We start from the raw sequence: 12,536 nt of genomic DNA, 5'->3' as shown, positions 1-12,536 counted from the left end.
CCGCGACGGACATCGGGACATCCAGCCCATGGATACCCCGCTGTGCAGCAAAGGAGCCCGCTCATGTCTCCGACGATTTTGCGATCCCGGTGCAGTCACTCATCATCGACCATTGCCATGAAACGCATCCACACACTCACTGGTAAACTGCGATCAAGCCTGGTCGCCCTCGGGCTGGGGGCCGTCTGGACGGCGTCTGCCGCCACTTTCGGTCCGAACTCCGCAATGTTGACCCACCCCTACGGCGCCTGGCGGGTCGGGACGTCGCTGACGTTCACCGGCTTCGGGGATGCGCGGGGCATCGGGCTTTCCATGGAGGCGCTGGCGGTTGAGACGGTGGACGGGGTGGCCTGCCTCAAGGCGCGCTCAAGGCGATCGATCGACGCGGACCAGCTCTCCTGGCTGGCTCAGGACACGGACGGGAACGTCTGGCAGTTGCGGACCCACGACGGGCTGACGGGCGAGTATCATGAGGCCGATGTGCTCTATCTGCCCGCGAACCCCAGGGTTGGGGAACGCTACTTCCTATGGGACCCGTACTTCGAGTCGGAGTACACGGTCATCTCGACCACGGCGACCGTCACGACGCCGGCAGGGACCTTCCAGAACTGTCTGGTTCTCCGGCTGGATGACTTCGGCGATGTCGAGGAGTGGCACCTGGCCCCGGGCATCGGGCCGGTGCGGCTGGCCTTCAGCGGGTTCGAGAATGGCGGGTGGGAATTGAGCCGGTTCAGCGGGGTGGATCCGGGGCCCGCGCCGTCCCGCTTCGAAGTTCGGGGCACCGTCCGCACCGGGGGTGTCTCGGGAACGCCGGGGGTGGGTGTGACCATCACGCTGACGGGTCCGGGCGACACGACGTTGGAATTGTCGACGGATGGCGAGGGAGGGTTTGCGTTCACGAACCTGACCGCAGGGACTTACACGCTCCACGTTCGCAGCGACTGTCACGAGCCTGTCCCGGATCGCGTGCTGGAGGTGCCCGCGGTGAGTTCGTTGCCGGAGGTGCTGCTGATCCCGAAACCTGTTGAGGTGCCGACGATCGAATGGGTGCGTACCGGCGAGGGGGTGCGCCTTCGCTGGCCAGCGTCCGTGTGTGGCCCGGGATTCGTGACGGAGTCGGCAACACAGGTCAGTGGGCCGTTCAATCCTGTGGCCAGGGAGGCGGTGCTTGAGGGCGCCATGATGTCGGTCGAACTGCCGGGAACCAGCGAAGCAGTGTTCTTCCGATTGCGGTCGAGGTGAGGGAGGAAAAACGAACCGGCGAAGGCGCTGGGTCGGGGCGCACCGTCCCTCGGAGCGCCCGCGGGTGGGTGGGCACGGGTGTCGTGCCCTGCCCGCAGGGTGCTTTGGCGCGATCGATCCCTCCCGCCGTTCGGGTGTTGTCGGGCCCGGTCCGGTTGCCGCCGGTTCAGCGGACGAACTCGACGCGGGCGAGGCCGGCGTCGATGTACTGGCCGCCGCCGGTCTGGCGGCAGTGGATGGCGAGGATGTTGAGGCCAGGCCGGAGGGCTTCGATGGCGGCGGGGGTGAGGGGGATGGTCTCGTAGTCGGTGGTGTAACCGGACCGTTCGAGGATGAGGCGTCCGTTGAGGTACACGCGGACGTCCTCGTCGTGGTGGAGGTGCAGGTGGAGCCCGTCGGTGGGGAGGTCGGACGGGAGATCGAAGGTGCGACGGATCCAGATGTTGGGGGTGTTCCATTCGGTGCGGACGATGGCGCCCGGGGTGCCGCGGGTGCCGAAACCGGCGGGGGCGAGTTCCCAGGAGGCGTCGTCGAAGCCGGGGTCCATCCAATGGGCCTGGGGCCGTCGGGTGGTGTGGCGCCACGGGGGGGCTTCATCGCGGGCGGTGGGGAGGACGGGGATGACACGCGGGGGGACGGGCATGGGGGCGTAGCCGGTGGCGCGGGTACGGTCGCGGCTGGCGTATTTGGACCAGAGTTCCGGGTGGTAGAGCATTTCGAGGAAGACGCCGCCGACGACGGGACGGGCCTGGAAGCCGATCTGGCGGGCGTTGCGGGTGTCGTACCAGTCGCTCATGGGAACGCGCTGGGGGGTTTCGTTGAGCCAGCGGACGACGGGATCGACCAGGGCCTCGAAGTCGGAGCGGTCGCGGGTCAGGGTGGCGGACCAGAGGATCCAATCGAGCTTGGTGTAATCGGCCCGGTTATCGAGGGGGAGACCGTAGGCATTCTGGACACTGAGGTAGTGGTCCATCTCGAGGCGGCGGACGGAGTCGGGGAACAGGTTGAGGTTGAGGAGACGGTCCCAGACGAGGTTGTACTTCTGGCTCCAGGTGCCGGGGCGGTCGAAGGTGAGCCGGTAATGGGTGGGGTCGCGGGCGTCTTCGACCCAGCGGGCGGCGAAGGTGCGGGCGACCTCGCGGTATTCGGCGGCGAGGGCGGAATCGCCGCGACGATCGGCGAGTTGGGCGAAGGCGCCGAGGGCGACGATGGCCTTGGCGCTGAGGTTGACATTGCGGGCGAGGTGCCCTGCGAAGTCGTCGGTACAGAGCTGATGGGCGGGGTCGTAGCCGTGTTCGCGGAGGTATCCGGCCCAGCGGGTGAGGGTGGGCCACCAGGGTTCGGCGAATTCAGCGCTGTCTTCGAGGTGGGCGACGGCGGCCATGAGGATGAGGAGGTTGCCGCATTCCTCGACGGGCATCTGGTTTTCCTCGGAGTGTTCGCCGCCGCCATAGACCTGGCCGTTGGCGTGGGGATAGGTGCCGAGGTCATGGGGGGCGAAGGGGAACTTCCAGCGTTCGCTGACGGCGTAGTTCATGAAGGGCACGAGGAACGACCGGGCGGCGGAGGAGCCGAAGAGAAGGAACTGGGGCGCCATGGGATAGAAGACATCCGAGGTGCCGATGCAGCCGTTGCTGAAGTTCTCCTTCGAGAAGGAGATGGGCTGGCCGTGGTCGTCGGCGACGAACTTGCTGGCGGCGAAGCCCTGGCGGTAGGCGAGGGCGGCGAGTTGGGCATAGGGCAGCCCGCCGACGCGGGTGAGATCGGACATCAGTTCGTCATCGAAGGCGCGGCATCGGGCGACGAGGGAGTCATGTTCGGCGGCGGAACGTTCGAGCAGGGCGGCGGCGTCGGTGCCATCCCGGCGCCAGTACGGACGGAGGTTCCGCTTCATGTACTGGATCGAGTATTCGTCATCGTAGGCGAGCAGGAGCCATCGGGACTGCGGTTCGGGGCCCACCAGGCCGAGGTCGAAGTGGGCGAAGCCTGCGGGGGCGGTGGCGGCGGACGCGGGAGCCGGTTCAGGCCCGGCGGAGGGGATCTGGCCACCCTGGATAAAGGCGGCGCGGGCGGCGTGGGTGGGCAGGATGCGCAATGTCGGCTGCTGGGAGTCCGCGGCCGCGAGGTAGAGGTGGCCCCAGTCGATGCGGACATCGTCGCCGCGCCGGGCGAGGACGGGTTGGTGGGTGGTGCCGACGCGGAGGGCGGAAACGGTTCCGGCCTGGACGGTGGACCACTGGACTTCCTGACGGGGTTCGTGGACGGCGATTTCCGCCGCGGCTTCGAAGAGCAACTGAACGCGGCGCGGTGCGGCCCGGGTGGCCCGGATGTCCCAGGTGACGTGGGTGACAGGACGGGAGAGGAGGTCAAGGTCCTCCGGCAGCATGGGGGTCAGGAAGGTCAGGGTGATTTCGACTCCGGCGCCGGCGAAGGTGGCGATGGTGCGGGTGGGCAGGACTTCCAGGGCGGTCTGGGGCAGGGGCGGCAGTTCCGGCGGGTTGGGGCCGAGCAGACGGAAGGTGCGACCGTCGATGCGGGCGAGGACGGTCAGCCGGTGGGGCCGGCCGGTCCAATGGACAGTGTCTTCGTCGGCGAGACGGTCGGCGGGGGACCAGATGCTGAAGTAGGGATCGCAGACGACGAGCGGGGTGGAGGGCGGGATGAGCTGGGTGGTGTCGGTCTGCTGGCGCGGTTCGGGCGGGGTGTAGAGGGTGCGGTGGATGGGAGCGAGGAGGGCGGGGTCGAACTTGAGGATGGCGCGGTCGTAGGTGAGGAGACCGTTGACCTCGATTTCGACATCGGTGGTCTGGGTGTACACGGCGGCGGCCAGGCCGGGGGTGCCGGTGAGGGGATGGAGTTTCCGGATGAGGGCGAGGTAGGCTTCGGTGAGGTCTTCCCGGGTGGTGTAACTGCGATAGCCCCAGTTCCGCTCGTCCTGCCAGGTATGGCCGGCGATGGGGAGGCCGAGGCCGCCGAATTCGCCGAGGACCACGGCGCGCCGGGCTTCGACGGGGGGCACGGCGGGGCCGGGATAGGCGTGGATGTCGTGGACGTCTCCGCAGCCGCGGTCGGTCCAGCCGGAGGCGCTGTTGACGAGGCGGGTGGGGTCCCAGGAGCGGACGAGGTCGGCGATGCGGCAGGTGTCCCACTGGCCCCAGCCTTCGTTGTAGGGGACCCACATGACGATGGAGGGATGGTTGTAGAAGCCGTCCACCATGGCGCGGAGTTCGGCTTCGAACTGGGCTCCGGATTCGGGGGAGCGGGTGATGTCGGGGTCGCGGCTGCCGATGTAGCGGTCCCCGCTGGGCATGTCCTGCCAGACGAGGAGGCCGAGGCGGTCGGCCCAGTAATACCAGCGGGCCGGTTCAATCTTGACGTGCTTGCGGGCCATGTTGAACCCGAACTGGCGGGTCACCTCGATGTCGTAGCGCAGGGCTTCGTCGGTGGGCGCGGTGTAGAGTCCGTCGGGCCAGAAGCCCTGGTCGAGAGGGCCGAACTGGAAAAGGGGTTCGCCATTGAGGAAGAGGCGGGGCGTGCCTTCGGCATCCTGGGCGAGTTCGATCTTGCGGAGGCCGAAGTAGGAGGCGACGCGGTCCACGGGGCGACGGTCGCGGCGCAGGACGGCGCGGAGATCGTAGAGAAAGGGGGAGTCCGGCGACCATGACTTGGGATCGGGGAGGGTGAGGGTGGCGCGGGCGATGGCGGGGGAGCCGTCGGCGCCTGGAAGGACGCGGGCGGTTTCGGAGGCGACGCGGCGGTTGCCCTCGAGGGCGACGAACCGGACCGAAGCGGGAGCCGGGGATTCTTCCCAGGAACGGATCCGGGCTTCGAGGGTGACGGTGCCTTCGTCGTAGTTGGGGGTGATGCGCAGGGACTCGATGGCGGTGTGGGGGACCGGTTCCAGCCACACGGTCTGCCAGATCCCGGTGGTGGGGGTGTACCAGATGGCGTGGGGCTCACGAACCTGTTTGCCGCGAGGCTGATAGCCGGCGTCGGAGGGGTCCCAGACGGCGACGACGAGTTCCTGGGGGCCGGTCGGCCGGAGCGCCTCGGTGATGTCGAAGGAGAAGGCGTCATAGCCGCCGCGGTGGGAACCGATTTCCCGGCCGTTCACCCAGACCGTGGTTTCCCAATCCACGGCGCCGAAGTGGAGGAGGAGGCGACGGTCATTCCAGGCGATCGGTCGTTCAAAGGTGCGGCGGTACCAGAGGCGTTGGTCGGGGCCGACGGACCTGGCGACGCCCGAGAGGGCGGACTCGATGGGGAAGGGGACCAGGATCCGGCCGTCCCAGGCCCCGGGTTGGGAGGCGTCCCTGGGGGCGATCGAGTAGTCCCAGAGACCATTGAGGTTGAGCCAGTCGGGACGGGTCTGCTGGGGGCGCGGGTATTCGGGGTGAACCCGGTCGGGATGGACGTCAGCGGCCCAGCGGGTGAGGAGGGGCCCCTTGGCGGGAGACCAGGCATCGGCGGCCCGGGGGCTGGAGGCGACGAGGAAGGTCAGGGCAGCGCAAGCGACAGCGACAACGGGGAATCCTTTCCGGCGGGGCGCGATGGGTGCACGCATGCCACACGGTCGCCACAGGGTAGAGGGTTTCGGCCAGCGATTTGTGGCAAATTCGACAGGGCCTCTTCTGATGAAGGGTTCATGGGTTGATAATCATGTATTACTCGCCAGCATTTTTACCGGCAATCTGCCGGCGATGTTTCTGCGGCGTTATCCGGTTCCTGATCATTCGTTCTTCCTGTTCGGCCCGCGCGGCACAGGCAAGAGCACCTGGCTGCGGCAGGTATTGCCGGACGCGGTGTGGTTCGATCTGCTCCGCACGCATACGCTGCTCGGGTTGACGCGCCAGCCCGAGTCCTTCAGGCAGCAGGTCGAGGCGCGTCCGCAGGGCGGCTGGGTGGTGGTGGACGAGGTGCAACGCCTGCCCAGCCTGTTGAACGAAGTCCATGCGCTGATCGCGGAGACTGGCCGCAAATACCGCTTTGCCTTGAGCGGCTCCAGCGCGTGCAGGCTCAAGCGCCTGGACGTGAACCTCCTCGCCGGCCGCGCCGTCAACCGCCAGTTCTTCCCGCTCACCGCCTCCGAGCTGAATCACGACTTCGACCTCGACCGCGTGTTGCGTTTCGGTTTGCTGCCGCAGATTCACGCCGAACCGGAGCACGCGCTCGATGTGCTGGACGCCTACGTGTCGAACTACATCCGCGAGGAAATCCAGCAGGAGGCGCTGGTGCGCACTACGCGAACCTCTCGAAGGAAGCGAGCGCGGCTTCCTGTTGGAGACCTGGGTGCTGCACGAGTTGCGCGCGGCGATGGCGTCTCACAACACCGGCGGCCAGCTTCACTACTGGCGCACGCCGCACGGCAGCAAAGTGGACTTCATCTGGACGCGCGCCAAACGCTCGGTGGGCATCGAGGTGAAGGCGTCGGAACGCTGGCGCTCCGAGTTTGGCGCGCCGCCGAAAGGATTGGTGGAAGCGGGCGTCCAGACCGGTTTCGGCGTTTACGCTTGGCGGGCAGGCGGATGTGGCTCAATGAGTTTCCATCCAGTTCAAGCCTTCGCAGAGATGTCATTTCCGGCGGCAGATCAAGGCTGGTGAGTTCCGAGCTGCGCAGGTCCAATCTTTCGAGAGCGGCTAAGTGCGCCGGCAGCGTGAAGGCACCCAGCGGGTTTAAACCGATGGCAAGTTCGCGCAGTTCCGGCAACGCAGCCATCACATCGACGGCGTTCCCGGCTGTCATGCCTGTCGAGGAAAATCTCACCCTTCGAAGGGCCGGGAGATTGCGCAGAAAACTGAAATCGCGAATCGGATGGCCCCAAAACGCCAACTCCGTCAGGTTGGTCACAACCCACGGGAAATTCGTGAGCCGATTCAAACCCAGGTCGAGCGTGCGGAGGCTGCTGAGATTCGGCGGCAGGGTCAGATTGCTGATTCCCCTCCAGCACCAGCGTTCGGAGGCTGCTCATCCCGTCCGGCAATCGGATGGTCGTGAACTGGTTTAGTGCAAGAGACAACGATTCCAGTTTCGTCAAAGAGGAGAGACGCGAGAGGTCACTCACGCTCAGCGCCGCGGTTTCATTCCCCATGGGAAAAAGCAGCGATGATCCGTCGAGCTTGAGCACGACCAGGTTTGTGGCGAGTTCGAGCCCTTCCAGGGAGGCGATGGGAGCGGAAGTCGGCGGATAAGTACGATCCCGGCTGGCGTCCAACACCGTGAGGTCTTCCATGTCCGCCCGTGTGATGTCCCGAGGGGGATTATTCAGCGCCGCCCGAATTGCCGCTTCGAGCGCCGGATCCGGAATACGGACCGACACGTCTCGTGCAAAGGCGCGCAGCGGTAATAACAGCGTGGCCAGAATGGCAATGGCACAAGGGATCATTTGGAATGAGTTCATGGTTTCCTCTCATCAATATCGCCCGGGATGAGCGCACCAGCCTCGCGCAGGGGCATGTGTGCGATCAGGACGTATCGAGCCAGGGACTGCGCGAACAGACACCATCTGAGCGACTGGGAGTTTTCTCCGAGTCGGACGCCATGATCGGCCAGTTCCACGGCCGGCATGCGTTGACCGGCGTACAGCGGCTGCAGCAAGCACATCTTCGCCACGCGGTTTGCAGTTTGCGCGTTCGTCGTCGAGCCGAATCGCGCCGGCATGGCGTCGCGATTCGACTCGTATGCGGCTTGCCTTCCGAGCACCTGGCGCTGTTTCTCAATGAGGTCTTCGAGGAGCCGGATGGCGTCCAGAAAGGCGGCGCGTTTCTCCGCCAGTTTTTCCAGCGCCAACGCAAACAGGGCTTCTTCGCGGGAGGGATTCATGGTTTCAGTGCCTCAGGATTCGTGCGCTGTCCCTCGATCAGCTCCCTGGCTTCCTGGAGCAGAATGTGGGCGGAGAGCCAGTCGATCCACCACCCGTCGCCTTCCAACGCCCCCCGCTCGGGTGAAAACCAGTTCTCTTTCAGCAGCGCTGCGCCGTCGTTGAGTGCGGCGCTGGCTTCCTGGCGCTGGCCAAGCTGATAGCGGACCAACGCTGTCACCGCGTGCAGCGTCGTCTCGAAGCTCGCATGATCGGTAGCGGCCGCGGCCTTTTGAACGGACGTCAGCGCGCCGGCAAAATCTCTGTTCCGATAGCGCGCCAAAGCCTGGGCGAGAGGAAGCCAGGATTCAGAGTATTCGTCCTGGTCCAGCTCGAGCTTCCGGTTCGCCAGGCGCTCGACGGTCGCCGCTGTGGACGCATCAAGCGGTCGGAGCGCCACGGCTCTGATTCCCCAGGCCAGGTGAGCTGTGTTGGTCAGTCCGGGGAGCAGTTCGAGCAGGTTGTCACGCACTTTCGCGAATTCCGGTTCGTTTCCCATCCTGGCCAGCAACGTGGCGCGAAGTTTCCACGGGATGCTGTTGGTCGGCACGGTTTCACTAATTCGCCTCACGAACGCTTCGGTTTGCGACCAGTGTCCCGCCTGCCCCAGGAAATCTCCCATTTCATATCCGGGATCAGTCCGCAGGTAAGCGTCGAGCCGCTCGTTGGCGATACCGCGCAATAGCTCCCCGGCTTCCACCTTGAGAGTTTCCGCCCGGTCCTTTTCGCCTTTGGCGTCAGCTTCAACAGCATGTGAAAGCAGGGCGGTGGCGAGTCGTAGTGTGAATTCGACATACTCCGCTGGTTCCGCTCCAGAGCGCGTCTGTAGCGACTTCAACATCTCGCGACTGGTCGTCTCCAGTTCCGTGTAACGGCGTGAACGCAGCAGCGAACTGGTGGAGTTGCGTGCCGTGGCGGCCATTTTCCGGAGGGTTCCGACGTCCTCCTCCGCCTCCCACGCGGCGACCTGGGCCGGCGTGGCGATGTCCCACCGGAGGAGGGTGCCATCGGGGCGCGCACTGATGACCGCCTGGCCATCGGGGGTGAACTGGCAACGCGCATACGGCGGAGTCTTCAAGGTCAGCATCTCGCGACCGGTGGCGGCATCCCAAAGCTTCGCCTTATCTTCGGTTTCCGACAGAATGCGGTGACCATCAGGAGAAAATGCCGGATTTGGACCGACGATCCGGCTGTGAAGCACGAATCCGGCATCCGTCCCGGCTCCCGGCGATCGCATGGACCGGACCCGCATCATCGCGTCCAGGAAGCTGGCCATGATGACACGCTCTCCGTCGGGCGAGAACGCACCGAAAACGACTCCTGAAAGGGCCGTGGCCTCGATTCGAGATTCCTCCTGTCCGGTCATGGTGTTCCAGACGACGGCGAACGGATCAAAGGGGGCACCGGTCAGGAGCCTTCGGCTGTCGGCGGAGAAGGCCAGCGGAATGGCAGGTGTTGGAACTTCTTTGAGGGAAAATCGGATCTTCCCAGTGATGGAGTCCCAGAGCTTCACCACATCGGGCAGCAGCTGGGAGGGGTGCCGTTCGACGGTGACGATTTGCCGGCCATCCGGCGAAAGCCTGAAGTCGGCGATCAGGTTGGTCCCTGCATCTAAGGTGACCAATACACGACCCGTCAGCGCATCCCACACCTGCGCACGTGACAGGTTGGTGCTGACGCCGGCCACGCGCCGCCCATCCGGCGTGAACTGCACGACCCCGCCGGTCAGTCCCGGCAGCACCGCTTGCGTCTGCCCCGTGCGGGTGTCCACGACGCGAGCTTCCACGTCAAACGGCTGATCCGGGTTGCGACGGTTGGGAAGGCCAAAGACCCAGCCCCTGAACCCCGGTGTGCGATTGGTCACGACGACCGCCCGGGAGCCATCGCTGCTCAAGAAAACCTGCAAACGAGGATGCCTTGCAAACAACGAAGCCGGCTCCATCAAACCAGGCCAATCCCAAACCCGGATCGTTTCGTCGCCGCTCGCGGACACCAGCCTTTGGCCGTCGGGCGAGAAGGCCAGTCCGAAGATTTGCCGGCTATGGCCTTTCAACGTGCCGAGTTCCTCGCCGGAGTCGGTATCACGGAGCCGGATGGTCCCGTTCCCTTCCGTGGTGGCGAGATACTTGCCGTCGGGGGACAGTCGCAACAGCCACGTCGGCCCTTCGCTGCCGCGCCACTGGCGCAACTCACGCCCCGTGCGGACCTCGAACAGGCTGATGACGCCATTGTCGGCCGACGCGGCGAAACGGCTCAGGTCGCGGGAGATCGTTTCGCTGACCGCGCCGGGCGCATCGAACCGCGCCAACGCCTCCCCCGTGGCAACGTCCTGAAGCTGGTAACCGGTTTCGTCTCGCACCGCGATCTGAGGCCGGCCTTCGGGCGAGAACCAGGTCAGGACGGCCTCACCGTGATAGTTGGTAATGCGACGCAATTCCTGGTTGGTGGAAGCGTCCCAGAGCCACACCGCACGGGTGTCCACGCCGATGATGCGCGAACCCTCCGGCGACCAGGCCAGATTCCGCACTGCGTTGGTGGTGTCCACCTTGATCTCGCGGAGGATCTGACCGGTGAGCGCGTCCCACAGTTGCAGCTTCCACGGCCGCTGGGTTGCGGTGGCGAGGCGGCCTCCGTCCGGAGAGAAAGCCAGGCCGGACAACAACTGGTCGAGCTTCACATCGTGCCGCACCTGGCCATCCGTGGCGCTCCAGATCTTCAAGCGTAAGTCGTCGCCACTGCTGGCGATCCATTGTCCGTCGGGCGAAAATTCCGGCCTGCGAGGAACTCCCCGGTGTTCGCGAAAGGTCAGCGAGTCGCGATGAAGCTGGCGTGCCCAGTAGAACCACTCGAATCCTCGCTGGGGATCGTCACGGGTCTGCGCGAGCAAACCCTGCAATCTTCCGATGTCGCCTTCTTCCCAGGCCGTCTGGGCCAGACCCATGTTGGCGGAGTAGAGCAGTTCGCGCGTGGCCCGCTCGCTGGCTTCCGCGCGCTGGCGTTCGCCCGCCTCCTTGGCCTGGGCGTTTTCGGCAAGTGTCCGCGCGGCTTCGGCTTCCTGTCGCCGCTGCTCCGCCAGGTTTCGCTGGATGGACTCATGCATGTGCGCCCGGCCCTCGCGTTGTGCCGCCATCCCGATGAACACCAGGGCGCCGACCAGTGACACCAGCACGCAGGCCGCCGCCGTGAAGGCCAGCCGGTTGCGCCGGTAGGCTTTCTGAAAGCGGTAAAGCTGGCTGGGCGGACGCGCGACCACCGGTTCGTTTTCCAAGTGACGTTTGAGATCCGCTGCCAAGCCACTAGCCGACTCGTAGCGCCGGGTGCGGTCCTTCTCCAGGCACTTCATCACGATCCAATCGAGGTCGCCCTTGAGCTGATGGAGCAGCTTCGCGGTGTCAGCGGAGCGGCGTCTGGCCGTGGTGGTGAGTTGATCGGCTCCGAGAGTTGCGAGGCGCGTGCTGGGTCGTTGCGGTTCCTTCTCCCGGATCGTCTTCCGCATCACATCAATGCCTTGCGACATCAATTCCTTCGCATCGAACGGCGTGCTGCCGGCCAGCAGTTCGTAGAGCAATACGCCCAGGCTGTAGATGTCCGAGCGCGTATCAATGTCCAACCCGCTCATCTCCGCCTGCTCCGGACTCATGTAAGCCGGCGTGCCGATGAACTGGTGCAACTGCGTGTAAACCGTGTTGTCCGTCAGCCGGCCTTCCGTCGCCTTGGCGATGCCGAAGTCGATCACCTTGGGCACCGGCACGCCGTCATGTAGCGTCACCAGGATGTTCGACGGCTTGATGTCCCGGTGGATGATCCCCTTCTGGTGCGCGTGCTGAATCGCCTGGCAGACCTTGATGAACAGGTCGAGGCGCTCCTTGGTGCTCAGGTTGGCCTGGTCGCAGTAGTGGGTGATGGGGATGCCGCGCACCAGTTCCATGACGAAATAGGGGCGACCTACGTCGGTCGTCCCCGCATCCAGCACCTTGGCGATGTTGGGATGATCCATCATTGCCAACGCCTGCCGCTCGGCCTCAAACCGCGCCACCACCTGCTTGGTGTCCATGCCCAGCTTGATGACCTTCAGCGCCACGAGCCGCCGCACCGGCTCGGTCTGCTCGGCGACATACACCACGCCGCACCCGCCTTCGCCGACGCGCTCCAAGAGTTTGTATCGCCCAAGGGTCTGGCCGACGGCTTCGTCGGGCGGTTCGGGAAGGTCGAGCTTGAGGGTGGGGCGGGCGGGTACCGTCGGCGCATCCAGCGCGGTGGCTGGCTGCTCGTGCGCGGCGAGCAGCGCTTCGAGGCGCTGGCGCAAGGCGGAGTCCTGGCCGCAGACCGCGTCCAGAAAGGCCGGGCGTTCGGCGACGGGCTTCTCGGCGGTCAGCGCGAACAAGGCGGCCTCACGTTCCTGGGGCGATGGCATAGTGGAATGGTTCATCTGTTTCT

General features: G+C 65.5%; 5 protein-coding genes. 2 read left to right on the top strand and 3 right to left on the bottom strand.

Features of this window, described 5'->3' with window-relative positions:
• Nucleotides 1-117: 117 nt before the first annotated feature.
• Nucleotides 118-1,242, top strand: coding sequence for a carboxypeptidase regulatory-like domain-containing protein (locus KF833_11145; protein ID MBX3745852.1), 1,125 nt, complete (start codon nt 118-120; stop codon nt 1,240-1,242).
• A 166-nt stretch (nt 1,243-1,408) separates the two neighbouring features.
• On the opposite strand, the gene KF833_11140 is transcribed toward KF833_11145, so the two are convergent.
• Nucleotides 1,409-5,806, bottom strand: coding sequence for a DUF4965 domain-containing protein (locus tag KF833_11140; GenBank protein ID MBX3745851.1), 4,398 nt, complete (start codon nt 5,804-5,806; stop codon nt 1,409-1,411).
• A gap of 70 nt (nt 5,807-5,876) precedes the next feature.
• On the opposite strand from KF833_11140, the gene KF833_11135 reads away from it, so the two are divergent.
• A complete protein-coding gene (locus tag KF833_11135; GenBank protein MBX3745850.1) occupies nt 5,877-7,247 on the top strand; it encodes an AAA family ATPase in 1,371 nt (456 codons plus the stop codon).
• A gap of 389 nt (nt 7,248-7,636) precedes the next feature.
• Here the strand turns inward: KF833_11135 and KF833_11130 are convergent, their stop codons facing one another.
• Both KF833_11130 and KF833_11125 read right to left on the bottom strand, forming a co-directional pair.
• Complete coding sequence (locus KF833_11130; protein ID MBX3745849.1) at nt 7,637-8,062, bottom strand: hypothetical protein; 426 nt, start codon at nt 8,060-8,062, stop codon at nt 7,637-7,639.
• Nucleotides 8,059-12,528 (bottom strand): protein kinase, encoded by a 4,470-nt coding sequence (locus KF833_11125; GenBank protein ID MBX3745848.1) that lies wholly within the window; start codon nt 12,526-12,528, stop codon nt 8,059-8,061. Before KF833_11125 ends, KF833_11130 begins: the two co-directional genes overlap by 4 nt.
• Between the last annotated feature and the right edge of the window lie 8 nt (nt 12,529-12,536).

Source organism: Verrucomicrobiia bacterium, assembly GCA_019634625.1.
In the GTDB taxonomy this organism is placed as follows: domain Bacteria; phylum Verrucomicrobiota; class Verrucomicrobiia; order Limisphaerales; family CAIMTB01; genus CAIMTB01.
Note: the sequence above shows the minus strand (reverse complement) of the source record. Positions and strands in the feature narration are given on the sequence as shown.

What these genes read in the sequence shown, in the direction of transcription:
- KF833_11130 (MBX3745849.1), bottom strand. Translation starts at nt 8,062, where the DNA reads ATGAATCCCTCCCGCGAAGAAGCCCTGTTTGCGTTGGCGCTGGAAAAA.
- KF833_11145 (MBX3745852.1), top strand. Translation starts at nt 118, where the DNA reads ATGAAACGCATCCACACACTCACTGGTAAACTGCGATCAAGCCTGGTC.
- KF833_11140 (MBX3745851.1), bottom strand. Translation starts at nt 5,806, where the DNA reads ATGCGTGCACCCATCGCGCCCCGCCGGAAAGGATTCCCCGTTGTCGCT.
- KF833_11135 (MBX3745850.1), top strand. Translation starts at nt 5,877, where the DNA reads ATGAAGGGTTCATGGGTTGATAATCATGTATTACTCGCCAGCATTTTT.
- KF833_11125 (MBX3745848.1), bottom strand. Translation starts at nt 12,528, where the DNA reads ATGAACCATTCCACTATGCCATCGCCCCAGGAACGTGAGGCCGCCTTG.